The organism is Rhizobium sp. C1 (assembly GCF_021026335.1).
Taxonomy (GTDB): domain Bacteria; phylum Pseudomonadota; class Alphaproteobacteria; order Rhizobiales; family Rhizobiaceae; genus Ensifer_A.
Map to the genome: position 1 here is coordinate 735,586 of NZ_JAJNCY010000001.1, position 24,954 is coordinate 760,539.

The following is a 24,954-nucleotide window of genomic DNA, read 5'->3' on the forward strand; positions in this document are numbered from 1 at the left end:
GGGTTTCTCAAGGCAAGAGTTTGAAGATGTCGGCAAAGATCTATCGTCCCGCAAAGACCGCCATGCAGTCCGGCAAGGCCAAGACCCATTTGTGGGTTCTGGAATTCGATCAGTCCGCGCCGCGCGTGATTGATCCGCTGATGGGTTATACCGGTTCCGGCGACATGCAGCAGCAGGTGAAGCTGACGTTTGAGACGCGCGAGGCGGCTGAGGCCTATGCCAAGGCAAACGGCATTGCCTATCGTGTCATGGAGCCCAAGGAAGCCACGCGCAAGGCCGTGTCCTATTCCGACAATTTCCGCTATTCGCGCACCCAGCCCTGGACACACTAAGGGTTTGTGCGTTTTCGCGCCGACGTCCTGTTGTGGCGCGCGACACGATACGGGGCGCGGGCCATAGGTCCTTGCCGCGTCAGCGGTCCCTTAGCTCAGCTGGATAGAGCAAGTGCCTTCTAAGCACTAGGTCGCAGGTTCGAGCCCTGCAGGGATCGCCATTCTATTTTCAGTCGACAAAAATATGAGGGACGAAGCGTGAGGTGTTGCGGGTGATCCGCGTGTCATCCTCGCGGATGCCGATTCCGGCAGGCTGATCGCCGATGACCCAGCTGCCGATGATCGGAAAATTGCCGTCGAAATCCGGCAGAAGATGCAATTGCTGGATGACGTGGCCTTCCGTTCCGTAGCCGCCCGGCGCCTCTTCCAGCAGCACGCCATGGCGAAACAGGGAGACATTGGCGCCCTCGCGCGAGAACAGCGGCTTGCGCGCATAACTGCCCGACAGGGCTGCGGCGGCTGAATCGTCCTCGAAATAGGTCGGCAACAGGTTGGGATGCCCCGGCTCGCGCGCCCACAGGAGCGCCAGAAAGCCCTTGTTGGAGACGATCGACTTCCACAGTGGCTCATAACAGGTCAGGCGCGAGATGGCGCTGTCCTGACCGAAGGGGTCGGCCAGCATCCATTCCCACGGGTATAGCTTGAACAGGCGCTCGATCTTGCGGCCCGAGCGATCGATAAAATGGCCCGCCCGCCAGAGCCGGTCGGGCATGAGGCCGATATCCTCCAATGACAATCGTTGCGTCTGCAACCCGGCCTCGCCAGCGCAATAGGCGATATAGTCGATGCAGAGCCCGTCTTCCATATTGTCGAGATAGCCGGCGAGGTGAAGATCCCTGCGGTCGCCACATGCGCCAAACCAGTCGAGCAATTTCTCGTGGATCGAATTGAACTGATCGGCGGAGGCTTCAAGCGCGCCGGATGCCTTCAGGTCATTCATCCACCGCCATTGAAAGACGCTCGCTTCGTAGAGAGCTGTCGGCGTATCGGCGTTATATTCCAGAAGCTTGGCAGGTGTTTGCCCGTCATAGACCAGATCCATGCGGCCATAAAGCGAGAGGTCCCGCCGGCGCCAGCTGTCCGCAATCCAGTTCCAGGAATGGGCCGGAAAACCAAGCCGCCTTAGCGTCGCTTCATCGGACACCACATGCGCCACCGTATCAAGGATGAGAGCATGCAGTTCGGCCGTCGGGTCCTCCAGATCGTCCTCGATCTGACGCAGCGAGAAACTGTAATAGGCGGTCTCGTCCCAATAGGGCTTGCCGTCGCATTCAAGCAGCGGAAAGCCAAGCTCATCGGCAACCTGAACGATATCGGCGCGCGGAGTGGACGCAATCCTGCGCATTCAGGACCCTCCATGCACGCCTGAGCCGGCATGGCCGAAGCCGCCGAAATGCGCGCCGCCGCCCAAGCCGTGACCGCCGAAATAGCCGCCGCCGGAACCGCTGCTGTAGGACGATCCGTTCTGGTGCGACGCCAGATAGGATGCGGCATCGCCGCAATCGCGACCATTGGGCAGCTGAAATCTGAAATCCTGTTCTGTCAGGCGGCTGGCCGGCGGTCTGCGCTGGCGCGCTGCCTGATAGCACCTGTCGAGATCACGCTGTGTGGAGCGATAATCGGAATATTTCGAGACGCCGAACAGCGCCAGAACCGCGCCCCCGATCGCCAGAAACTTTTTCACTAACCGAACCTCACGCAGAAAGACAAGGCCACCTTGAGGGGGCGAGGGCGCACATGCGGCAGGCGCAGCAGAGACACAACTGTTTCCGTGCACCGGCCGGGAAGAATGCAATCGAACCCTAGATAACACTCGTGAAAGAGAGATTAAAGACACAACCAAAAAGCGTGTCGAGCGTTTACGGGCTCCATGTGCCTGTTCACAACGCGAAACGGGGCGAGTTCAGGACAGGTGGCGTTCATTCCAAGAGGCGCAGATATGTCCCCTCGTTGAGATGGCGCGGACTGAGGCGCATTGCCGAAAAAGAAAAGGCTCCCAACTGGGAGCCTTTTCCGGTCCGCCGCGTTGTGTGTGCCTTGCCGGATCAATGCAGGATCTGGCTGAGGAACAGCTTGGTACGTTCGTGTTGCGGGTTGTCAAAGAACTCGTTCGGGGAATTCTGCTCCACGATCTGGCCCTGGTCCATGAAGATCACGCGGTTGGCGACCTGGCGGGCGAAGCCCATTTCATGGGTGACGCAGAGCATGGTCATGCCTTCTTCGGCAAGGCCTACCATGGTGTCGAGCACTTCCTTGACCATTTCCGGGTCGAGCGCCGAGGTCGGCTCGTCGAAGAGCATGATCTTCGGCTTCATGCAGAGCGAGCGGGCGATCGCCACGCGCTGCTGCTGGCCGCCGGAGAGCTGGCCGGGATATTTGTTGGCCTGTTCCGGGATCTTGACGCGCTTCAGGTAGTGCATCGCGATCTCTTCCGCTTCCTTCTTCGGCATCTTGCGGACCCATATGGGGGCAAGCGTGCAGTTTTCCAGAATGGTCAGGTGCGGGAAGAGATTGAAATGCTGGAACACCATGCCGACTTCGCGGCGGATTTCATCGATCTTCTTCAGGTCGTTGGTGAGTTCGATGCCGTCGACGACGATCTTGCCCTTCTGGTGTTCTTCCAGACGGTTGATGCAGCGGATCATCGTGGATTTGCCGGAGCCGGACGGACCGGCGATGACGATGCGCTCGCCCTTCATGACCTTGAGGTTGACGTCGCGAAGCACGTGGAAGTCGCCGTACCACTTGTTCATGTTGGTGATTTCGACGGCGACGTCCGTTGCGGAAACCGTCATTGTTTGCGTCTGGGCCATTTATCAGTTTCCCTTTTCTTATCGTTTGTGTCCGGTGTCGAGATGCCGCTCCATGAAGGCGGAGTAGCGCGACATGCCGAAGCAGAAGAGCCAGTAGATGAACCCTGCGAAGATCAGGCCGGTGACGGGGGTCACCGCTGTTGCCCAGGTCGCATCCGAAAAGCTCTGGTTGATGATGCCGAGCAGGTCGAACATGCCGATGATCATCACGAGCGAGGTATCCTTGAACATGCCGATGAAGGTGTTCACGATGCCCGGAATGACCAGCTTGATCGCCTGCGGCAGGATGATGAGGCGCATCTTCTGCCAGTAGCCGAGGCCGAGCGAGTCGGCGCCTTCATACTGGCCTTTCGGGATCGCCTGCAAGCCGCCGCGAATGACTTCCGCCATATAGGCGGCCGCGAAGAGCGAGACCCCGACCAGCGCACGCAGGAACTTGTCGAAGTTGACGCCAGCCGGCAGGAAAAGCGGCAGCATGACGGAGGCCATGAAGAGCACGGTGATCAGCGGGACGCCGCGGATCACTTCGATGAAGATGACGCAGAGCGACTTGATCACCGGCATGCGCGAGCGTCTTCCGAGCGCCAGCAGAATGCCCGCCGGCAGCGACACCGCGATGCCGACGAAGGACAGGATGAGCGTGACCATCAGGCCGCCCCAGTTTGATGTCTCCACGTGGCTGAGGCCGAAAACGCCGCCCAGCAGCAGATAGAAGGCGACCACCGGAAAGATGACGAAGAGCAGGAGCGCGTTCAGCCCCTTGCGCGGGACCTTCGGGATCAGCAATGGCACGAGCAGGGCGACGAGCATCACCCCGACAAGGATAGGCCGCCAGCGTTCTTCAATCGGATAGCGCCCGAAAATGAAGGTCGTGAAGCGCGACTGAACGAAGGCCCAGCAGGCGCCGGACCAGCCTGCGGGCTGAATGCCGCCAAGCTGCTCGGTGGTGGCGCAGACCGTGCGATCCGCGCCCGACCAGACGGCCTTGATGAACAGCCAGTTCACCGCATCCGGAACGAGCCATGCCAGAACGAGCAGGCCCATGATGGTCAGCACGGCGTCCTTGGGCGTGGCGAAGAGATTCTGCCGTAACCAGGCTCCGGGACCCGTCGTGTTTGACGGCGGGGCCTCGGGGGCCAGCATCTGGGTGCGAACGAAGTGGGAGGACATGTCGACCATCCTATCTCTCCACCAGTGCCATCTTGGCGTTGAACCAGTTCATGAACAGCGAGGTTGCCAGGCTGATCGACAGGTAGATGGCCATCCAGATCGCAACGATTTCCACCGCGCGGCCCGACTGGTTGAGGATCGTACCGCCGACCGCCACGAGATCGGAAAAGCCGATGGCGATGGCCAGCGACGAGTTCTTGGTCAGGTTGAGATACTGGCTCGTCAGCGGGGGAATGATGATCCTGAGCGCCTGCGGCACCACGACCTTGCGGGTGGTCACGCCGGATTGCAGGCCGAGCGCGAAGGCCGCTTCCGTCTGTCCCTTGGGGACCGAGCGGATACCGGAGCGCACGATTTCCGCGATGAAAGCCGCCGTGTAGAAGGAAAGGGCCAGATAGAGCGAAACGAATTCCGGACCGACGACGGAGCCGCCGCTGAGATTGAACTTGCCCGCCACCGGATAATCGAAGCTCAAGGGGGAGCCGAGCGCCAGGAAGGTGAGGATCGGCAGGCCAAGGATCAGGCCAAACCCGGTCCAGCCGCTCGGAAAGGGCTGACCCGTGCGCGCCTGCCGGGCAGATGCCCATTTGGTCACGAGGATCGCGGCCACGATGCCGACCAGGAAGGCGACCGGGATCGCCCCTGCACCGTCACCCCAGATCGGTCTGGGGAAGGCCAATCCGCGATTGTTGAGGAAGACGGAGAGGGGCAGGTGGATCGAGTCGCGCGGCTGTGGCAGGACGGCCAGAACGCCCTTGTACCAGAAGAAGATGACGAGCAGCGGCGGGATGTTGCGGAACACCTCGACATAGACCTGCGACACCTTGGCGATCAGCCAGTTGTGCGAAAGCCTTCCGATGCCGACGATAAAGCCGATGATCGTCGCGGTGACGATGCCTGTGAAGGCGACCAGCAGCGTATTGAGAAAACCAACATAGAGCGCGCGAAGATAGGTGGAATCGCTGGTATACGCGATAAGGGATTGCCCTACATCAAAGCCTGCGCGGCCATTGAGGAAGCCAAAACCGGAGGCGATATTGGCGCGGCGGAGGTTTTCGAGCGTGTTGTTCCAGAACCACCAGATCAACGCGACGAAGATGATAGCGGTCAGCACCTGATAGATGATGCTGCGGAACACCGGGTCATAGAGTAGTGACGAACGCGGACGGTCATCGCCGGCCGGTTCCGAGACATTTACGGCCATTGCCTGTTTTCCCCTGTTGCCCTGTTCTGCGGGCAATCTTGTCTAGGCTATGTAATGCGGAAGGCGAGCGCGAACCCGCCTTCCGACGTGGCAACGTGGGTATCAGCGGATCGGCGGAGCGTATTGCAGGCCGCCCTTCGACCACAGCTGATTCAGGCCACGTGCGATCTTGAGCTGCGAGCCGCTGCCAAGGTTGCGCTCGAAGACTTCGCCGTAATTGCCGACCGCCTTGATGATGTTGTAGGCCCACTTTTCGTCCAGGCCCAGGTCCTTGCCGATATGCTGGTCCTTTTCTTCGCCGAGGAAGCGCTTGATGTCCGGGTTGGACGACTTCAGCATTTCATCGACATTGGCCTTGGTGATGCCGAAGTCTTCCGCTGTGACGAGGGCATAGTGCGTCCAGGAGACGATGTTGAACCACTGTGGGTCGCCCTGACGAACGGCCGGGCCAAGCGGCTCCTTGGAGATGATTTCCGGCAGGATGATGTGATCATCCGGCTTCGACAGGGTCAGACGGACCGCATAAAGGCCTGACTGGTCGGTCGTGTAGACGTCGCAACGACCGGAATCGTAGGCCGAGTTCACTTCTTCGATCTTTTCGAAGACGACCGGGTTGTACTGCAGGTTATGCGACTTGAAATAGTCGGCAAGGTTCAGTTCGGTCGTCGTGCCGGACTGGACGCAGACAGCAGCGCCGGAGAGTTCGAGCGCCGACTTCACGTTGAGGCTCTTGCGCACCATGAAGCCCTGGCCGTCGTAATAGTTGACGGCGCGGAAGAGGAAGCCGAGTGCGGTGTCGCGGCTGATCGTCCAGGTCGTGTTACGGGCCAGCATGTCGATTTCGCCGGACTGAAGGGCCGGAAAGCGTTCCTTGGCGGTCGTGGGCGTGAACTTCACCTTGGTCGGGTCGCCGAAGATTGCTGCAGCGACTGCGCGGCAATAATCAACGTCAAAACCGGACCAGTTGCCGCTGGCGTCGGGGAAGCCGAAGCCTGCAAGACCGGAGTTCACACCGCACTGAAGAAAGCCCTTGGCCTTGACGGACTCGAGCGTTGTGGCAGACGCCGTATGCGCGGTCAGGCCCAGGAGAGCCGTGCCGATGATGGCGGACAGAAGCTTCTTGCTCATTTGCTTTTCAACCTTTTTTTTCTTTGTCGGTGAATTCTTTAGAACCGCGCCAGGCACTTTCCCCAGCCACCGGCGCGGATGCTCACAAACCTCCCGGCGTGAGCGAGATTATTCCACGTGGTTTCGCTCCGATGGTCAAGTCGGAACGCCACATTTTTTCCAAATTCAGGTCAAATTTCAGCCATTGCCCATTCAAGTTGCAGCAATTCCAGGGCTTTGGCGGAAAATGCTGCAGAGCCCTGCTTCATTTGCCTAAAATTCGGCTTTGACTATCTCTTTCGGCGCCGTTTGCACTTTGCACAGCGCCGGGGTTGACGATCCTCGCGCCGGTCTCCAAGACTGGTTCACGTGTCCATCCGGGTTCCTCAAAGGGCCCGGTCTGGACCGATTTCACAGCATATGGGACGGCGGATCGAGAAGCCGGGATGGGTAGTTTTGGAAAATGAGCGTTGGCAAGAAGGACATTCTCGAAACCGCAGGCATCAATACGCGGCTCGGCCATCTGGGGCTCGATCCCTTTGCCAACAACGGTTTCGTCAATCCGCCGATCGTGCGCGGTTCGACCGTGCTTTTCCCGAGTGCCGGAGACATGTCACGTCCGGCCGGCGAGCCCTCGCAGAAATATACCTATGGCACCCATGGTTCGCCGACCACGGATGCGCTGTGCGAGGCGATCAATGAACTTGAAGGGGCGGCCGGAACGGTGCTGGTTCCCTCCGGTCTTGTTGCGATCACGCTCCCGCTTCTTGCCTATCTTTCCGCCGGCGATCATGCGCTGATCGTTGATTCGGTCTATAATCCGACGCGGGTTTTCTGTGACAATATCCTGAAGAAGTTCGGTATCTCGGTGGATTACTATGATCCCGAGATCGGTGCGGGAATTGCGGCGCTGATCAAGCCGAACACGAAGCTCGTGCATCTCGAGGCGCCCGGCTCGCATACGATGGAGATGCAGGATGTGCGTGCCATTGCAGATGCGGCACACCTGCATGGCTGTGTGGTCATGATGGACAACACCTGGGCGACGCCGGTCTTCTTCAGGCCGATGGATTACGGCGTGGACGTCGTCATTCATGCGGCGACCAAATATCCGTCCGGACATTCGGATGTGTTGATGGGCTTTGTGTCGGCCAATGAGACGCACTGGCCGGCTCTGCATCAGGCCAACTGGCAGTTCGGCATGTGCGTCACCTCGGATGACGCCTACCAGATCCTGCGTGGTCTCCGCACTATGGCGCTGCGGCTCGAGCGGCATCAGGAAACGGCGCTCAAGATCGCGCAATGGCTGGAGGGCAGGGACGATGTCGCCGCCGTGCTGCATCCCGGTCTGCCGAGCTTCCCCGGACACGCCATCTGGAAGCGTGATTTCAAAGGCGCAAGCGGCGTGTTTTCCTTCGTGCTGAAAGAGAGCCAGGAGCAGCGCTTCAAGGCCCGCGCACACGCCTTCCTCGACGGGCTGAAGCTTTTCGGTCTGGGTTATTCCTGGGGCGGCTACGAATGCCTCGCGGTGCAATCGTTCCTGGGCGACCGAACGATCCGAAAGGCACCGAAGGAAGGTCCGGTGATCCGGCTTCAGATCGGTCTGGAAGATGTTGAGGATATCATCGCCGATCTCGAGCGTGGCTTTGCTGCGATCGGCGGCTGATCCGCGCGCGTTTGCAGGGCTGACGATCAGGCCGGTTGTTCGCCGGCCTTGTAGCCGTAGATCCAGTCCAGCTTGGCGGCCAGTCTCGTTGCCGGGCTCAGCGCAAAGACGGCGTCGCGCGCGAGCCTGATAGGACCACGCGCATGATAGGCGAAGCGGTTGAAATCGCCGCGCGCGCGAACCTTGGCGACGCGGGCGCGGCGCATGGCTTCATAACGGACGAGAGCGGCCCCGACCGGCATGGACTTCACCATGGCAGCCAGATCATAGGCGTCCTCTATCGCCATCACCGCGCCCTGCGCCGCAAAGGGCAGCATGGCGTGGGCGGCGTCGCCGATCAGGACGACGTCGCGGTTGTCGGTCCAGTGACCCTCGCTAACACCGAAGAGCGGCCACCATGTCGGTGTCGGGGCGGTGAGGAGCAGGTCGCACAGTCTTGAGTTCCAGCCGGCGAGGGCGCGTCCGACAAAGGCCCGGCGCTGTTCTTCCGTGGGTGAGATGGACCAGGCATGGCCGGGGTCCTCGCCCGCCGAGATCGCGACGAGATTGATCGCTCCGACTTCCTTCAGCGGATAGCAGACGATATGGGCATCCGGTCCGGTAAAGGCGGTGACACGGTTGCGCTGGATGAAGGCGGGTGCGTCCTTTTCCGGGATGACGAAACGCCATGCGGCAAAGCCGGAGAATTTGGCCTGTCCGGCCCCCGGCACAAGGGCCCGCATCTTCGACCAGACACCGTCTGCGCCGACAAGGAGGTCCGCGCGCATCCCGACCTCTTCATACAGCGCCTGTCTAGAGGGGCGTTCGATGCGCGTTCCAAGCTTCAGGGAAATCCGCGGATGATCCTCGACCTTTTGCAGCAGGGCCTGCTGCAGGGTCGTGCGGTGCAGGACGCCATAGGGCGCGCCCCAACGCTCAGTGCCTATGCGCCCGAGCGGCACCGTGGCCAGATCGGAGAGTGTCGCGCCTGAGGCGAGTGTGACACTCTCGGGCTGCAGCCAGCGGGAGGAGAAGAGGGAGAGGACGCCGAGCCGGTCGAGAACGCGCGCGCCGTTGGCGGAAATCTGCAGGCCTGCGCCCACTTCGCTCATTTGCGCCGATTGTTCGAGAACCGCAACGCTTATGCCGCTTTCCGCCAGAGACAGCGCTGCGGTCAAGCCCGCAACACCGGCACCGACAACGATTGCTGACTGGACGGTCATACCGTCACCTGCCTGTCTGGAAAAATGGCGCGCGTCGGGTGCGTGGTTTCATGGCCAGGAAACGAGCCCGCACCCGAAACCGGTTCCGCTTCGCTGGATTGCCTCAGGCAGCCTTAACGAGGAAGACGCAGCCAGGAGGATTGGTCTGGTTGTCCTTCAGCGACGGATTGTACTTGTAGAGCGTCGAGCAGTAGGAACAGACCTTTTCGCTGTCGGCGCCCATATCGATATAGATATGCGGATGGTCGAAGGGAACGGATGCGCCCGTGCACATGAATTCCTTCACGCCGACCTCGATGACGCGATGGCCGCCGTCGTTCTGGAAATGGGGAATGCTGTGACCGGCCATGAATGCCTCCGAATGCGCTCTGTTGACTTCAAATCAGGATTTGGCCCGGACCTTATAACGGCACTGCACAAAAGTGTAGGGGGCGGCGCGAAGTTTGAGGTTGAAACTCAGCGGCGCTTTTCCATCTGCTGGAAATACCACATGCCGATAGCAAGTGCGGTGTTGCCGAGCATCCGGCCCACGGGAAGCCGCCAGTGCCAGGCGCTGGCGAAGATATCGAAGTCGCGCGGGTTGCCGGTCAGCGCCTCCGCCATGATCTCACCGACGATATGCGAGGTCGCCACGCCGTGGCCTGAATAGCCTTGCGCGTAGAAGACATTGTCGCGGATGCGGCCGAGCTGCGGAATGCGGTTGATGGTGATTCCATCCTGTCCCTGCCAGGCGAAATCGATGCGGACACCCTTCAATTGCGGGAAGGTCTTTTCGATGGCCGGGCGGAGCTGGTCGGCGAGGTTTGGCGTTTCGCGGCCGGTATAGTTCGTGCCGCTGCCGAAGAGCAGGCGACGGTCGGCGGTCAGACGGTAATAGTCGAGGACGAAGCGTGTGTCATAGACGGCGATGTCCTGTGGGTTGATGGCGCGGGCGACCTGTTCGGACAAAGGTTCCGTCGTGACGATGCCGAGCGAGGCCGGGAAGAGCAGGCCTGCAAGCTTGAAACGTTCGAGATGATGTGAGGCATTGCCGGCGAGCAGCACCTTGTCAGCGATGACCGATCCGCCCGCCGTCACCAGTTCGGCGCGCTTGCCGTGACGGATATCGAGGACTTTCGTGTCCTCGAAGATCTGGACCCCAAGCCCGCGCGCGGCATCCGCCTCGCCAAGGCAGAGATTCAGCGAATGGACATGCATGTTGCGGCGGTTTATCAGGCCGGCGGCGTAGAGGTCGGTGTCGATGACGTCGCGCACGGCCTTGCCATAGACCATCTCGACCTCGTCGCCCATGCCACGCGCGACGGCCATCTTATAGAGCGCCTCCAGCTCTGGAATGTGCGACGGCTGCCAGGCGGCCTGCATGTGGCCGAATTTCAGGTCGCACTGGATTTCGTATTTTTCGACGCGATTGCGGATGATCCGCTGTCCGCGCCAGCGCAGGTCCCAGACGAAATCGTCGGCCTTCGGTCCGAGCGTGCGCCCGAACTGCTTGAGCATTGCCTTGTCACCGGAGAGTGAGCCGGTGATCTGCCCGCCATTGCGACTTGATGCGCCCCAGCCGATGACATTGGCTTCCAGCAGTGCCACCGAGACGCCGCGTTCGGCGAGTTCCACGGCTGTCGCCACACCGGTAAAGCCGCCGCCGATGATGGCGACATCGACCTCGATCCGCTTGTCGAGCCGAGGGAAGGGCGCAATCGGGTTGCGGGTCGCGGCATAGTAGGAGTTGCAATAGGTCTCGGCCATTGATCTCTTCCGGGCTTAGACGCTCAGCCGATAGGTGGCGATTTCGAGGTCGGTCACCTGTGCGGCAAAGACATCCTGTTCCTGCTGCTTGGCGGCGGCGAAACAGGTGACGAATTCCGGATGGAGAATGCGCTTCATGCTCTCCGCCGTCTCGAAGCGTTCCAGCGCCTGCCGCCAGTCTTTCGCGAGCTTCTGCAGATCGAGTTCGTGAGAATTGCTGGCGACCGGCTCGGCGGGCGTCAGCATGCGGGCAATGCCATCCAGCGCGCCGCCGAGAATGGTGGCCAGCACGAGGAAGGGATTGGTATCGATGCCCGCGACGCGGTGCTCGATGCGCCGGGCAACATGAGGGCCGCCCGGAATGCGGATGGCGGCCGTGCGGTTTTCATAGCCCCAGCCGACCGTCGTGGGTGCAAGTCCGCCAGGCGACAGGCGGCGATAGGAATTGAGATGCGGCGCGAAGATCAGCGTGGCGTCGGCCATGCTGTCCATCAGCCCGGCGACGGCGGCCCGCATGATCTCGGAGCCTTTTTCAGTGCCATCGTCGAAGACGTTGCGGCCGCTCTCGTCGAGTATGGAGAAGTGTATATGCAGCCCGCTGCCGGCCTTGTCGGGATAGGGCTTGGCCATGAAGGTTGCGAGGGTGCCGTGGCGGCGCGCGACATTGCGGATGATCTGCTTGAGGAACAGCGTGTCTTCCGCCGCCTTCAGTGCGTCCGGCTGATGCATCAGATTGAATTCGAACTGTCGCTGAGCACCTTCGGCAATGGCTGCCTCGACCTCGATGCCGGCCGCGGCAGCGCATCGACAGAGGTCGTCGATGAACGCGCCGGTGTCGCTCAACTCTTCGAGCGAATAGATGTTGTCGAAACTGGGCGGCGGGCCGCCGGTATTCGGCCGGGCAGGGGCAACGCCGTCGCTGGCCGGGTCGATGAGATAGAATTCGACCTCGGATGCAACGACCGGCGTCAGTCCCGCCGCCCGGTAACGTTCCAGAACCAATTGCAGCAGATGCCGGCTATCGGCGTAATAGGGCTCGCCGCTTTCCTTGCGCATCGACATGGGCAGCACGGGAGCATCCATTCCCAGATCGATCAGGCCGCGCCCGGTCACCTCACAGATGCCATCGAGATCGCCGCGCTCCATGGTCAGCTGCGTTCCCGCCGTGTCCGTGCCCCAGATGTCGACACCGATGGAGGACATGGGCATGCGGATACCGTCCTTCTGCAACTTGCCGAGCTTTTCCGCCGCGACACGCTTGCCGCGGAAAATGCCGTTCATGTCTGTGATGGCAGCATAGAGGTGAGCGGGTTCGGCGGTGTGCGGCTTCAGGTCTGATTGCGACAAGGGATGGCTCCGGGCGGTGGCTTTCATGCGACATCTACGTATGACTTGATCAAATTTGCAAGATTGATCTTGGTGCGACGGTTGTCGAAAGAGGCTTGCGAATTTGAGAAACTGCAATAGGTAGGAAGTATTCGCAAAGACCCGGTCATCTGCCTGTGGAGCCACACATTGCATCTCAACGCCCCCGCCTTTTCGTCCTTTCAGCATGACGGGCTGAAGCTTTCGTTCTTCGACGAGGGCGATCCGGCGGGCGATCCGATCTTGCTGATCCACGGCTTTGCCTCCTCCGCGCTGGTCAACTGGGTTCATCCGGGCTGGCTGAAGACGCTGGGCGATGCCGGCTATCGCGTGATTGCCATCGACAATCGCGGCCACGGGCAAAGCGACAAGCCGCATGAACCGTCCCGCTACCATGTGCCGCTCATGGCCGCCGACGCGGTCGCACTGCTCGATCATCTCGGCATCCCGGAAGCGCATGTCATGGGCTATTCGATGGGCGCGCGGATCACCACCTTTGCGGCGCTTGCCTTCCCGCACCGCATCCGCACCATTATTCTCGGCGGGCTCGGTATTGGGATGGTCACGGGCGTGGGCGACTGGGACCCGATCGCCGACGCGCTACTCGCGCCGTCGCTGGAGGATGTGGCGCATGAGCGCGGCCGCATGTTCCGCGCCTTTGCCGACCAGACGAAAAGCGACCGCCTGGCGCTCGCCGCCTGCATCCGTACCTCGCGCGATCTCCTGAGCGCTGAAGATATGGGCAAGATCGACATGCCGGCTCTGATCGGCGTCGGCACCAAGGACGATATCGCGGGCTCTGCGCAGGAGCTTGCCATGCTGATGCCGCATGCCGAAGCGCTGGATATCCCGAACAGGGACCACATGCTGGCCGTGGGGGACCGGGTGTTCAAGAAGGCGGCGCTGGAGTTCTTGCACAAGCATTCATGAGGGGTTGACGCATCACCGCCCGGTGAAAACTGCCTTCCGCTTCTCCGCAAAAGCTGCACGTCCCTCGCGATAATCCGCACTGTCAAACGTCGCCGCACCCTGCCGCGCGGCCTCCGCCTGTAGTGCGGAATCGCCGGCCACCACGGCGCGGATGGAGACCTTGGAGGCCCGGACGGAGAGGGGCGCATTCGCGGCGATGTCTGCCGCGATGCCAGCTACGGTTTCATCCAGCGCTGCGCTTTCCACCTGCATCGTCAGAAAGCCGGAGCCCGCAAGATCCGCCGCCGAAAACTGACGTGCCGTGAACACGGCAAGCCTTGCAGTCGCCTGACCGAGCGCCGCCACAATATCGGCCATCGCATCCGCCGGATAGGCCAGCCCCAGCTTGCCGGCGGGGACGGCGAAGCGGCCGGTTTCGTCGCCGATGCGGATGTCGGCGGCTGCCGCCAGCCCCAGCCCGCCGCCGAAGCAGATGCCGCGCAATTTGGCGATGACCGGCACCGGGGCCTCGCGGATGGCAGCGAAAGCGGCGCTGTTGGCGGTTTCGTAGGCGAGCGCACTTGCTGTGTCCTTGCGAACCTCGTCGAATTCGGAAATGTCGGCGCCTGCTGAAAAGTCCACACCGCCATCGCCCTGCAGGATGATGGCGCGGGCGTCCTGCGAGGCCAGCCAGCTAGTTGCCTCCGCTACGCCCTGCCACATGGCGAGGTTCAGCGCGTTCTTGCGCCGGGCGTTGGAGATGGTGAGCAGGCCCACATGTCCGTCAACCGCCGCCACGATGCCGCCATCGCCGAAAGCCTGCGTTAAGTTCATTTGACCCCACCCCATTTAAGTTCTCTTCGGGATGGAATATATTGGACGTCCGAGGAAGCCAACAAGGAGATGCGCATGTCCGCGCACAGCGAACTGAAGCCGGTTGGGCACATCAAGAGCGTCGACCCCATCTGGGATGCGATGAAGCTTGAGGCCGATACCGCTGCGAAGAGCGATCCGGTTCTTGCCGCCTTCATGTATTCCACTGTCATCAATGCGCGTTCGCTGGAAGATTGCGTCATCTACCGGATTTGCGAACGGCTCGATCATCCCGACATGCAGGCCGTTCTGCTACGCCAGACATTCGAGGAAATGCTGGCCGACTGGCCGGAATGGGCAACGATCCTGCGCGTCGATATCCAGGCCGTCTATGACCGCGACCCGGCCTGCACCCGATTCATCGAGCCGGTCCTTTATTTCAAGGGCTTCCATGCCATCCAGACGCATCGTCTGGCGCATTGGCTTTGGCTGAAGGGCCGCAAGGATTTCGCGCTTTATCTGCAAAGCCGCTCGTCCAGCGTTTTCCAGACAGATATCGCGCCGGCCGCTCCCATCGGCCGCGGCTTCTTCCTCGACCATGCGACCGGGCTGGTTGTTGGGGCGACGGCCGTCATCGGCGACAATGTCTCGATCCTGCAAGGCGTGACGCTTGGCGGGACCGGCAAGGAAACCGGCGACCGCCATCCGAAGATCGGTGACGGCGTGATGATCGGTGCGGGCGCCAAGGTGCTCGGCAATATCACGGTCGGCTCCTGCTCGCGGGTTGCGGCCGGTTCGGTGGTGCTCAAGCCGGTGCCGAAATGCACGACGGTGGCCGGCATACCGGCGCGCGTTGTCGGCGAGGCCGGATGCCAGGAGCCGTCGCGCAGCATGAATCAAGTGGTCGAGACGTACGACTGATATTTTTCGATATATCTAAGTGTTTGATTTGACGGCCGGGAGCTTTCTTCCGGCCGTTTTTTTGTCTAAAGATACATCTTCGATATATCTATCTCTTGCGTTCCCGCGATTTCGGTCTATATTTCGATATATCGAAAACACATCTGAAGGAGATTTTCATGCAAGAACATTTTGATGACCTCCACGAAGGGCATGGGCATCACGGCGAAGGCCGTCACGGGCGCGATTGCGGGAACCATGGCGAAGGTCGCCATTTCGGCAAGCGCGAGAAGTTTCTCGCCATGATGCTGATGGGCCGCGGGCCGTTCGGGCGCGGTTTCATGGGTGAGGGTGGCGGACGTGGTCCGGGACGCGGCGGTTTCGGCGGCGGTGATGACGGGTTCGGCCCGCGCGGCCGCTCGCTCGGCCAGGGCCATATCCGGCTTCTCGTGCTGTCGCTGATCGAGGCGGAACCGCGTCATGGCTACGATCTGATCAAGCAGATTGAAGAGATGAGCGGCGGCGCCTATGCCCCGAGCCCCGGTGTTATCTATCCCACGCTGACGCTTCTGGAAGAGGCCGGCTATGCCGCGACGACCTCCGAGGGCAACAAGAAGCTCTATGCGATCACGCCGGAAGGCAAGGCGCATCTCGACGAGAACCGTGCGCATGCTGGCATGATTGTCGAACGGCTCAAGGCGCTCGGCGAACACATGAAGGAACGCGAAGAGCGCCACGGTCGCGGTCGCCACGAAGGCCCGGACCTGCCGCGCGGCGTCGATGCCGCCTTGCTCAACCTCCGCGAGGCCGTTGCCCGCAAGCTCGGCAAGGATGATGCGGCGGCGACCGAGATCGTGCGCAAGTTGCTCGCGATGGCTGAGGAGCTGGGGTGAGGGTGCTGGCTGCACCTTTCACGCGACGGAAGAGGGCGGGCTTGCCCTTTCATCCGTCATCCCGGACTTGATCCGGGATCCAGTGCGCGATGTCCATCGCGCGAAAGACTCTCTTTAAGCAGTCCTCTCAGCCCGCAGACGCGGGCTGGCTGGATGCCGGATCAAGTCCGGCATGACGGGCTAATGGGCACTCGTCCGCAATGAAGCGAAGGCTGAAAACAATCCGGAGCAAGGGAGATTTTACTTCCCCGCACCTTCCACAACCGTCACCAGCCCGCTATCTCGCTTGGCCAGTTCCAGCAACTCCTCGTCGCTCAGCGGCCGCACCAGCGCATCCGACGTCGAGACCGGTGAGAATCCGAACATCTGGTAGAGCTGCAGGGCGCGGGGGTGGTCGAGATTGTTGGTCGTCACCGTCAGCTTCTGCGGGTTGAGGTTCCAGGCGGCGCGGAGCGCCTGCAGGAGGAACCATTTGCCGACGCCGAGACCGAGCGCGTGTTCCATCAGGCCGAAGTGACAGAGTTCGACGACCTCTTCGCTTTCGTGTCGCAGTTCATAGAAGCCCGCCGGCGCGCCGTTGACATAGAGAATGCCGATATAGCTTGCCGCGCTGTGCAGCAGGGCCGCCAAGCGCTTGTCGGAAAGCCGCAGGCGATCGACCCAGTGCCAGCGTGCACCAACCTGCTTGTAGAGATAGCGATAATAGGCAAGCGGAATGTTTTCCGCGCGCATGATCGCCGTATGCAGGTTGGCCGGCACCGGCAATTGCGCCTTCGGGGGCGCGGTCATTTCGAGATAGGTGATATGGGCCTTGATGGCCTTCGGCTTCTTTGTCGCTGCCATCTGGATCAATCCCGGCCCGTGACGATGGGCGTGTCGGGTTTCGACCCCCATTCCGACCACGAGCCGTCATAAAGCGTGTTATCGGTATGGCCAAGCGACGTCAGCGCCAGCGTGATGACGGCGGCGGTGACGCCGGAACCGCAGCTGGTGACGACGGGCTTCGAGAGATCGATCCCGGCCTTTTCGATGGTGTCCTTGATCTCGGAGAGGGACTTGAAGCGGCCCGCGTCGGAAAAGACGCTGATCGGCAGGTTCTTCGCGCCCGGCATATGGCCGCCGCGCATGCCTGCGCGAGGCTCCGGCTCTTCGGCCGTAAAGCGGCCAGCGCCGCGGGCATCGGCGATCTGCTTCGAGCCGGAGGCGACGATGTCCTTCATCGCTTCGAATGTCGTGACTTTCGCGGCGTCGAAATTCGGGACGAATGTTGCGGGCGCCGGTTCCGGCAGGTCGGTCTGCAGCGGGCGGCCTTCGCGTTTCCAGCCGTCGAGGCCGCCGTCGAGCACATAGACCTTCTCCGCGCCCATGAGGCGGAAGAGCCACCAGGCACGCGGCGCGCTGAAGAAGCCGGGACCGTCATGCACGACGATCGTGTCGGTCGCGGCAATGCCGAGCTTGCCGACTTCCGCCGCGAAGAATTCGGGCGAGGGGATGGAATGCGGCAGGCCGGTCGAGTGGTCGGCAATGACGTCCTGATCGAAGAAGACCGCGCCCGGAATATGGCCGGCCGCATATTCTTCCGCGCCATTTCGGTTCTGCGCCGGCAGATACCAGGCTGCATCCACGATCCGGAATTCCGGCGCGCCCAGTTGTTTTTCGACCCAGTCGGCATCGACCACGAAGCGGCTCTTGTCAGCAGTCATCTTGTTATTCCTTTAAGAAGCATCCCCGGGCGCGCCGAATCGAATTCGGAACCTGCGGTTTTCCTTACCCTTTTTCTCGATCTTCGCGATATGAATTGCGCCGACTTCCTGCGTTTCGGACACATGCGTGCCGCCGCAAGGCTGGCTGTCTATCGCCGAGTTCTCGCCGATGCAGACGAGGCTGACACGACCCAGCCCCATGGGCGGGCGGACATTCTTCGATTTCACGATGCCGGGATTGGCCGCCAGTTCCTCGTCCGTGATCCATTGCAGGAAGACGGGATGGTTGGCGTTGACCAGTTCCATCAGCTTTGCCGTCACGTCGTCCTTGTCGATCGTCTCGCTCATGTCGAAATCGACGCGCGAGTCGTCTTCGCTCACGGACGCTCCGGTGATCGGATAGGGGCAAACGACGGAGAGGAGATGGCAGGCGGTGTGCATCCGCATCAGCTTGTAGCGGCGCGGCCAGTCGATGTGCAGCACCAGCTTTTCGCCGACCTCGGGGCGCGGCTCGCCTTCCAGCGGGCGATGCAGGACGACGTCCTTCGTCTCGCCCGTCACCGTCACGTCAAGCGTAATGCGGCTCCCGTCAGCGCGTTCCAGAAAGCCGGTATCTCCCGGCTGGCCGCCGGATGTCGCATAGAAACAGGTCTGGTCGAGTTCGATTGCGCCGTCGTCGCGCACCGCCGTAACCGTTGCTTCGCAGGTTGAGAGATAGAAATCATCGCGAAACAACAGTCTTGTCGGCATTGAACCTTCAGTCCACGGGCAGATAAGGAACCCGGATATCGGGATTCGTGAGCAACCACTGTGGCACGGGCAGGCCCTTTTCTTCAAGGAAAGACGGGTTGAAAAGTTTCGACTGGTAGCGATTGCCGTAGTCACAAAGAATTGTCACCACGGTGTGACCGGGGCCGAGATCCTTTGCCAGACGGATTGCGCCGGCAATGTTGATGCCCGAGGAGCCGCCGAGGCAGAGGCCTTCTTCTTCCACCAGATCGAAGACGATCGGCAGCGCCTCGCTATCCGGGATGCGATAGGAGAAGTCCGGCGTGAAGCCTTCGAGGTTCGCGGTGATACGGCCCTGGCCGATGCCTTCCGTGATGGAAGAGCCGGGCGAGGCGAATTCGCCGGTCGTGTAATATTGATAAAGTGCTGCACCTTCCGGATCGGCAAGGCCGATCTTGATGTCCTTGTTGAAACGATGCAGGCCCATGGCCGTGCCGGCGAGCGTTCCGCCGGAGCCGACGGCGCAGATGAAGCCATCGACCTTGCCAGCGGTCGCTTCCCAGATTTCCGGGGCGGTCGTGGCGATATGCGCCTCGCGATTGGCGACATTGTCGAACTGGTTCGCCCAGATCGCGCCATTCGGTTCGGTCTTCGCCAGTTCGTCAGCGAGACGGCCCGAAACCTTCACATAGTTGTTGGGGTTCTTGTAGGGGACGGCCGGAACTTCGACGAGTTCGGCGCCGAGAAGGCGCAGCGCGTCCTTCTTTTCCTGGCTCTGCGTTTCCGGGATCACGATGACGGTGCGATAGCCGAGAGCCTTTGCAACCATGGTCAGGCCGATGCCTGTATTGCCCGCCGTTCCTTCGACGATAACTCCGCCCGGCTTCAGGAGGCCCTTCTTCTCCGCATCGCGGATGATGAAGAGGGCCGCGCGGTCCTTGACCGACTGGCCGGGGTTCAGAAACTCAGCCTTGCCGAGAATGGTGCAGCCGGTCAGCTCCGATGCCTTTTTCAGCTTGATCAGCGGCGTATTGCCGATGGCTTCGATGACGGAGGGGAACTGGGACATGGGCGACAAAACCTTTTCATTCTCGCAGTCTTTGAATTTGCCGCGAGTTTTGTCTGCGAAAAGGCCTTTTCGCAAGGCAATCGTTTTCGTTTTTGGGGCGGAAAGGCGAAGGTTTGTTCCGTCTTGAGCTTTTGAGGCGGCTGCCGTCGTGCTGAAAAGATAAAGGCGGGTGACCGAGGCCACCCGCCTTTGTTTGGAGGAAATTACGCCGCGCGGCGGTCGTGACGGCCTTCGCCGACTTCCTCGATGATCTTTGCGACAAAGGCTTCGAGGTCCTTCGGGGATCGGCTGGTGATGATGCCCTCGTCGGTCGCCACCTCGACATCGCTCCACCGCGCGCCGGCGTTGACCATGTCGGTCTTGATGGAGCTGTAAGACGTCGCCTCGCGGCCCTTGATGACGCCGGCTTCGACCAGCATCCACGGACCGTGGCAGATGGCGGCGATGACCTTGCCGCTATCGGCGAACTTGCGAACGAGCGAAACAGCGTCCTGCTCGGTGCGCAGGATGTCCGGGTTCATCTGGCCGCCCGGGATGACCAGCGCGTCATACTGGTCGACGCGGGCATCAGAAATCTTGAGATCGGCATTGACGCTGTCGCCCCAGTTCTTGTCCTTCCAGCCCTTGACCGGCTGGCCGTCCGGGGTGGCGACATGCACGGTGGCGCCTGCCTGTTTCAGCTTTTCCAGCGGGACCATCAGCTCCGACTGTTCGAAACCGTTGGCGGAGATGATGAGAATCTTGGCTTGATCGATAGAAGGCATGGCTTCCTCCGATGTTTTTGTGAGCGAATGGGTGAGACAGGCGCCGCGTTTGCAGCGTCCTGCCTGCTCAACGGCTTTCGGACGAAAGTTGTTCCGCAGGAAATTTTCGCAAGCGCGCCTGATATCAACATTGCGTCCTTCATGAATGAAGCGCACGAAATGCCCGGCTGATATTTCTTTATCCGGCTAAATTATTGCGCTTTCGCCTTTCCGGCAGCCTCAGTCAGCCCTTTATGTCGTCATAGGCCCTGAGCGCCCGGTCGCGCGCGGCGCCATGGTCGACCATGGGGCGCGGGTAGGTGAAGCCCAGACGGATTTCCGCCTTGTCGAGGGCTGCCTTGCTGGCCTCGAACGGCTTTTGGATCGCATCATTGCCGAGCCCAGCGATCTCCGGCACGTAGCGCCGGATATAATCGCCCTGCGGGTCGAATTTCTCGCCCTGCAGCACGGGATTGAAGATGCGGAAGTAAGGGGCGGCATCGGCTCCGGAGCCTGCGACCCATTGCCAGCTGGCGGCATTGGATGCCGGGTCTGCGTCCACCAGCGTGTCGCGAAACCATTGCTCGCCATGGCGCCAGTCGATCATCAGGTCCTTGATGAGGAATGAGGCAGCGATCATGCGGATGCGATTGTGCATCCAGCCGGTCTGCCAGAGCTCGCGCATCCCGGCGTCGACGATCGGGTAGCCGGTGATGCCGCGCGTCCAGGCGCGGAAGGCGCGTTCGTCGAAGTCCCAGCCGAAATCGGTAAAGCGGGAATTGAACTCCTTGCTTGCCAGATCGGGATAGTGAAACAGAAGATGCCAGGAGAATTCGCGCCAGGCGAGTTCCTTGCGGAAATGAACCGTGTCCTCGGTGGGATGGCCCTTTTCTGCCTCCACCACGGCATGCCAGATCTGCAGGGGCGAAATCTCGCCCAGCGCCAGATGTGGTGAAAGCCGCGAGGTGTGTTCGCCGCCGGGAAAATCGCGGCGCGTACGATAGCCGCGTAGCGCGTCTTCGAGAAAGAACAGCAAGGCAGCCTTGCCGCCCTGTTCTCCCGGAATCCACGGATCCTCGAAACCGCTCGCCCAGTTGGGCTTTGTCGGCAGAAGACGCCAGTCATCGAGCGCCTCGCTTGCCGGAAACTCGTCCGGGGCGGCGATTTTGGCGGGCGCGGGCAGGGGCTCGCCAAAGTGTTCGTTGGCTGAGAAGGCTTTCCAGAAGGGCGTATAGACGCGATAGGGGCCGCCTGCGCCGGTCAGCAGTTTCGACGGTTCATGCAGGAGATTGGCGGAGAAGCTTTTCGCCTCAAGCCCGTGACCCCTGGCCCAGACCTTCAGGGCGGCGTCCGTTTCCCGGCCCTTCAGATGATACCGGCGGTTCCAGAATATGGTCTTCGCGCCGGTTTCAACAACCAGTTTCTCAACGATGTCGTTCTGCCTGCCCGTGCGCAGGATGACCCGGTTGCCCCTGCTTTCGCAGGCCTGCATATGCCGGATCAGCGAATGGTGGAGCCACCAGCGCTGTGCCGCGCCCAGCGCGCCCGCATCCGGATCGTCCGTTTCGCGGATATAGACGAGTATGACCGGGCCGCCGCGTTTCACCGCTTCCGTCAAGGCCGGATTGTCGGCAAGGCGCAGGTCGCGGCGAATGAGGACGATGGCGGGGTGGTTTGTCATGGACATGCAATCGCCGCTTTATGAAGAAATGAGACTTCTCCAGTGAATTACGGCTTTCGGCGTACTGTGGATCAGAGACTTTCCCGCAGTCCCGTTAAAGCCGCGCGCTGGTGCTTTTCGGCGTCGACAGCAGGATGTTGGTTTCCGAGGAGGCGATGCCGGGGATGCGACGGATCCGATGCAGGATGGCGTCGAATTCGGTCAGGCTGTTTGCGGCTATCTCGGCAATGAAGTCCCATTTGCCATTGGTATTGTGAAGCGCGGTGACCTCCGGATAGCCGCCGAGAGCCGCAGCGACTCGCTCCGCCGTGCGGCCCTCCACCTCGATCAGCATGATCCCGCGCACCGGCGCGTTGAAAGCATCCGCCCGCAGGATCACGGTGTAGCCGACGATCTCGCCTGATTGCTCCAGCTTTTCCATCCGCGCCCTGACGGTGGCGCGAGACAGGCCGATTTCGTGGGCAAGGTCGGATATGGAACGGCGGCCGTTCTGCCTGAGCAGCGTGATCAGCCTGTAGTCGTACTCGTCCATAGCCTTGTCCAAATTGTCATATATGCTGCCCATTATGATAAACCGGATTGGATAAATTGCCAAATTGGTTTGTTCAGATCGCCGGACTTCATCGCTAGATTTGACGAGGATCAGGAGCACGACATGGACCAGCAGAAACTCATCGTCATCGGGACGCCCGTACAGGAAGGCACAGGCCGGCCGGGATGCAACATGGGGCCGGATGCCTTTCGCGCCGCCGGCCTGATCCCGGCTCTCGCCGAACTGGGCCATCAGGTCGAGGATCGCGGCAATCTGGTGCCGTCGTCAGGCGAGGGGGCACATCATGCCAATCCGGTGCTGAAATTTCTGCCTGAATTCGTGGGCTGGACGCATGCGATCCGCGATGCCGTGATCGCCGCGCGCGCCGATGGAATTCCTGTCGTCGTCGGCGGCGACCATAGTCTGGCAGCGGGTTCGCTGACCGGCAATGCTGCTTATGCCGGTGAACGCGGACGCCCCTTTTTCGTGCTCTGGCTGGACGCGCATCCTGATTTCCATACGCTGGAGACGACCACCAGCGGCAATCTGCATGGCGTGCCGATGGCCTATGCCTGCGGGCTTGGCGGTTTCGAAGGTGCGCTGGAAAAGCCGGCCTATCCGATCGACCCGAAGAATATCTGCATGATGGGCATTCGCAGCGTCGATCCGGCTGAGCGCGTGGCGCTGGCCGCGCAGGGCGTGACCGTCTGCGACATGCGAATGATCGACGAGGAGGGGATCGTGCCGCTCCTGAAGCGGTTTCTGGACAAGGTCAAGGCAGCCGGCGGCGACCTGCATGTGAGCATCGACGTCGATTTCCTCGATCCGACGATCGCGCCGGGTGTCGGCACGACGGTTCCGGGCGGTGCGACGTTCCGCGAGGCGCATCTGATCATGGAAATCGTGTCCGACAGCGGGCTCGTCACCAGTCTCGATCTCGTCGAATTGAACCCGTTCCTCGACGAGCGAGGTCGCACCGCGATCCTGATGACCGATCTGGCCACGAGCCTGATGGGCAAGCGCGTGATGGATCGGCCTACCCAGACCTATTGATTCCAAACAAAAACCAGAGGTGAACCATGCAGCAGAAGCTTAATCTCGTCCCCTTCGTCAGCGTCGACAAGATGATGAAACTCGTCCACCTTATCGGGGTGGAGACGTTCCTGATCGAGCTTGCGGAAGAGATCGAAAAGGACTTTCGCCGCTGGGAAAGCTTCGACAAGGTGGCGCGCATTCCGGCGCATAGCCAGGAAGGCGTGATCGAACTGATGCCGACGACCGATGGCGAGGTCTACGGGTTCAAATATGTCAACGGTCACCCGAAGAACACGCGCACCGGTCGCCAGACGGTGACGGCCTTCGGTCTCCTTGCAGACATGGCGACCGGCTATCCGCTGATGCTGTCCGAAATGACCATGCTGACGGCGCTGCGCACCGCCGCCATGTCCGCACTGGCGGCCAAATATCTCGCTCCCGAACATGCACGGACCATGGCAATCATCGGCAATGGCGCGCAGTCGGAATTCCAGGCGCTTGCCTTCAAGGCGCTTCTCGGCGTCAACCAGGTCCGGCTTTACGACATCGATCGCTCCGCGAGCCTGAAATGCGCCCGTAATCTCGTGGGCAGCGGCATCGATTGCGTCATCGCGGCCTCCGCGCAGGAGGCCGTTCTCGGCGCGGACATCGTGACGACGGTGACGGCGGACAAGCTGAATGCGACGATCCTCACCGATAACATGATCGGCCCCGGCATTCATATCAATGCGGTCGGCGGAGACAGCCCGGGCAAGACGGAACTGCATGCCGATATTCTCCACCGCGCGTCGATCTTTGTCGAATATCCGCCGCAGACCCGCATCGAGGGCGAGATCCAGCAATTGTCGGCCGATCATCCGGTCACCGAGCTCTGGAGCGTCATCGCGGATAGGGCAGAGGGCCGGCGCGGACGCGACGAGATCACGCTCTTCGATTCCGTGGGATTTGCGGTCGAGGACTTCTCGGCCCTGCGCTATGTGCGGCGCAAACTTGCTGAAACCGGCCTCTATGAGGATCTGGATCTTCTGGCCGATCCGGACGAGCCGCGTGATCTTTATGGCATGCTGATGCGTGCGAAAATGCCACGTGCCGTTGCATGACAACAGTTTTTTCGCTTTGTCACAAAAATTACACGTTTTTAATTTGCTACGGGAACCTGAATATAGGATAAAGCCTCTCGGGAACGCGGGTTCCCGGGTAATACAAGCCGGTGCCTTAACCTCCAGTCGGGCACCGGCTTTTGTCTTCCGGAAGTAGGGCGCAATCCCGGGGTCCTTCTGGAACGAGCCGGGGTTCTCAACCACCCCGGCTCTGCCTTTGAGGTGTACACCTCAAGCTTTTC

Annotated in this window: 25 protein-coding genes and 1 tRNA gene; 8 read left to right on the forward strand and 18 right to left on the reverse strand. The window is 61.1% G+C overall.

The features are described 5' to 3' along the window. Positions 1-26: 26 nt before the first annotated feature. Positions 27-332, forward strand: coding sequence for an ETC complex I subunit (locus LQK83_RS03680; RefSeq protein WP_230835910.1), 306 nt, complete (start codon positions 27-29; stop codon positions 330-332). Positions 333-416: 84 nt separating this feature from the next. Further along, positions 417-493: transfer RNA gene (locus tag LQK83_RS03685), tRNA-Arg, on the forward strand. Between the two features lie 8 nt (positions 494-501). Here the strand turns inward: LQK83_RS03685 and LQK83_RS03690 are convergent. The 6 genes from LQK83_RS03690 to LQK83_RS03715 form a co-directional block, all read right to left on the reverse strand. After that, positions 502-1,677 (reverse strand): glutathionylspermidine synthase family protein, encoded by a 1,176-nt coding sequence (locus LQK83_RS03690; RefSeq protein ID WP_230835911.1) that lies wholly within the window; start codon positions 1,675-1,677, stop codon positions 502-504. Next, positions 1,678-2,016, reverse strand: a complete 339-nt coding sequence (locus LQK83_RS03695; RefSeq protein WP_230835912.1) for a hypothetical protein — start codon at positions 2,014-2,016, stop codon at positions 1,678-1,680. Between the two features lie 361 nt (positions 2,017-2,377). Beyond that, a complete protein-coding gene (locus LQK83_RS03700; protein WP_230835913.1) occupies positions 2,378-3,145 on the reverse strand; it encodes an amino acid ABC transporter ATP-binding protein in 768 nt (255 codons plus the stop codon). Between the two features lie 18 nt (positions 3,146-3,163). Next, positions 3,164-4,315, reverse strand: coding sequence for an amino acid ABC transporter permease (locus LQK83_RS03705; RefSeq protein WP_230835914.1), 1,152 nt, complete (start codon positions 4,313-4,315; stop codon positions 3,164-3,166). A 10-nt stretch (positions 4,316-4,325) separates the two neighbouring features. Continuing rightward, the gene (locus tag LQK83_RS03710; protein ID WP_230835915.1) at positions 4,326-5,519 is read right to left on the reverse strand and encodes an amino acid ABC transporter permease; all 1,194 of its coding nucleotides are present in this window, start codon (positions 5,517-5,519) and stop codon (positions 4,326-4,328) included. A 102-nt stretch (positions 5,520-5,621) separates the two neighbouring features. Continuing rightward, a complete protein-coding gene (locus LQK83_RS03715; RefSeq protein WP_230835916.1) occupies positions 5,622-6,647 on the reverse strand; it encodes an amino acid ABC transporter substrate-binding protein in 1,026 nt (341 codons plus the stop codon). 442 nt (positions 6,648-7,089) lie between these two features. Here LQK83_RS03715 and LQK83_RS03720 point away from each other — a divergent pair, with 442 nt between their 5' ends. Then, positions 7,090-8,292 carry a cystathionine beta-lyase gene (locus LQK83_RS03720; RefSeq protein ID WP_230835917.1) on the forward strand — a complete coding sequence of 401 codons (1,203 nt, stop codon included), beginning with the start codon at positions 7,090-7,092 and terminating at the stop codon, positions 8,290-8,292. A 26-nt stretch (positions 8,293-8,318) separates the two neighbouring features. On the opposite strand, the gene LQK83_RS03725 is transcribed toward LQK83_RS03720, so the two are convergent. From LQK83_RS03725 to LQK83_RS03740, 4 genes are all read right to left on the reverse strand, one after another. Continuing rightward, positions 8,319-9,494 (reverse strand): FAD-dependent monooxygenase, encoded by a 1,176-nt coding sequence (locus LQK83_RS03725; RefSeq protein WP_230835918.1) that lies wholly within the window; start codon positions 9,492-9,494, stop codon positions 8,319-8,321. Positions 9,495-9,597: 103 nt separating this feature from the next. Further along, positions 9,598-9,843 (reverse strand): zinc-finger domain-containing protein, encoded by a 246-nt coding sequence (locus LQK83_RS03730; RefSeq protein WP_230835919.1) that lies wholly within the window; start codon positions 9,841-9,843, stop codon positions 9,598-9,600. Between the two features lie 107 nt (positions 9,844-9,950). Next, a complete protein-coding gene (locus tag LQK83_RS03735; RefSeq protein WP_230835920.1) occupies positions 9,951-11,240 on the reverse strand; it encodes an NAD(P)/FAD-dependent oxidoreductase in 1,290 nt (429 codons plus the stop codon). Between the two features lie 15 nt (positions 11,241-11,255). Next, complete coding sequence (locus LQK83_RS03740; RefSeq protein ID WP_230835921.1) at positions 11,256-12,587, reverse strand: glutamine synthetase family protein; 1,332 nt, start codon at positions 12,585-12,587, stop codon at positions 11,256-11,258. A gap of 168 nt (positions 12,588-12,755) precedes the next feature. Here LQK83_RS03740 and LQK83_RS03745 point away from each other — a divergent pair, with 168 nt between their 5' ends. Further along, a complete protein-coding gene (locus LQK83_RS03745) occupies positions 12,756-13,535 on the forward strand; it encodes an alpha/beta fold hydrolase (protein ID WP_230835922.1) in 780 nt (259 codons plus the stop codon). A gap of 12 nt (positions 13,536-13,547) precedes the next feature. Here LQK83_RS03745 and LQK83_RS03750 read toward each other — a convergent pair whose 3' ends face one another. Next, positions 13,548-14,348 (reverse strand): enoyl-CoA hydratase-related protein, encoded by an 801-nt coding sequence (locus LQK83_RS03750; RefSeq protein ID WP_230835923.1) that lies wholly within the window; start codon positions 14,346-14,348, stop codon positions 13,548-13,550. Between the two features lie 75 nt (positions 14,349-14,423). Between LQK83_RS03750 and cysE the strand changes: the two genes are divergently transcribed. Next, a complete protein-coding gene (gene cysE / locus LQK83_RS03755; protein WP_230835924.1) occupies positions 14,424-15,248 on the forward strand; it encodes a serine O-acetyltransferase in 825 nt (274 codons plus the stop codon). A 158-nt stretch (positions 15,249-15,406) separates the two neighbouring features. Beyond that, a complete protein-coding gene (locus tag LQK83_RS03760) occupies positions 15,407-16,120 on the forward strand; it encodes a PadR family transcriptional regulator (RefSeq protein WP_230835925.1) in 714 nt (237 codons plus the stop codon). Positions 16,121-16,360: 240 nt separating this feature from the next. On the opposite strand, the gene LQK83_RS03765 is transcribed toward LQK83_RS03760, so the two are convergent. From LQK83_RS03765 to LQK83_RS03795, 7 genes are all read right to left on the reverse strand, one after another. Beyond that, the gene (locus LQK83_RS03765; RefSeq protein ID WP_230835926.1) at positions 16,361-16,963 is read right to left on the reverse strand and encodes a GNAT family N-acetyltransferase; all 603 of its coding nucleotides are present in this window, start codon (positions 16,961-16,963) and stop codon (positions 16,361-16,363) included. Between the two features lie 5 nt (positions 16,964-16,968). Further along, positions 16,969-17,823 (reverse strand): 3-mercaptopyruvate sulfurtransferase, encoded by an 855-nt coding sequence (gene sseA, locus LQK83_RS03770; RefSeq protein ID WP_230835927.1) that lies wholly within the window; start codon positions 17,821-17,823, stop codon positions 16,969-16,971. A gap of 12 nt (positions 17,824-17,835) precedes the next feature. Continuing rightward, the gene (locus LQK83_RS03775) at positions 17,836-18,573 is read right to left on the reverse strand and encodes an alanyl-tRNA editing protein (protein WP_230835928.1); all 738 of its coding nucleotides are present in this window, start codon (positions 18,571-18,573) and stop codon (positions 17,836-17,838) included. 7 nt (positions 18,574-18,580) lie between these two features. Continuing rightward, positions 18,581-19,621, reverse strand: a complete 1,041-nt coding sequence (locus tag LQK83_RS03780; protein WP_230835929.1) for a cysteine synthase A — start codon at positions 19,619-19,621, stop codon at positions 18,581-18,583. Positions 19,622-19,824: 203 nt separating this feature from the next. Continuing rightward, positions 19,825-20,385 (reverse strand): type 1 glutamine amidotransferase domain-containing protein, encoded by a 561-nt coding sequence (locus LQK83_RS03785; protein WP_230835930.1) that lies wholly within the window; start codon positions 20,383-20,385, stop codon positions 19,825-19,827. A gap of 223 nt (positions 20,386-20,608) precedes the next feature. Then, positions 20,609-22,051: a cryptochrome/photolyase family protein gene (locus LQK83_RS03790; RefSeq protein WP_230835931.1), complete on the reverse strand. Its 1,443-nt coding sequence runs from the start codon at positions 22,049-22,051 to the stop codon at positions 20,609-20,611. A gap of 88 nt (positions 22,052-22,139) precedes the next feature. Then, positions 22,140-22,577, reverse strand: coding sequence for an Lrp/AsnC family transcriptional regulator (locus LQK83_RS03795; protein ID WP_230835932.1), 438 nt, complete (start codon positions 22,575-22,577; stop codon positions 22,140-22,142). A 123-nt stretch (positions 22,578-22,700) separates the two neighbouring features. Here LQK83_RS03795 and rocF point away from each other — a divergent pair, with 123 nt between their 5' ends. After that, positions 22,701-23,630: an arginase gene (rocF, locus tag LQK83_RS03800; RefSeq protein WP_230835933.1), complete on the forward strand. Its 930-nt coding sequence runs from the start codon at positions 22,701-22,703 to the stop codon at positions 23,628-23,630. A gap of 26 nt (positions 23,631-23,656) precedes the next feature. After that, positions 23,657-24,712: an ornithine cyclodeaminase gene (locus LQK83_RS03805; RefSeq protein ID WP_230835934.1), complete on the forward strand. Its 1,056-nt coding sequence runs from the start codon at positions 23,657-23,659 to the stop codon at positions 24,710-24,712. Positions 24,713-24,954: the final 242 nt, after the last annotated feature.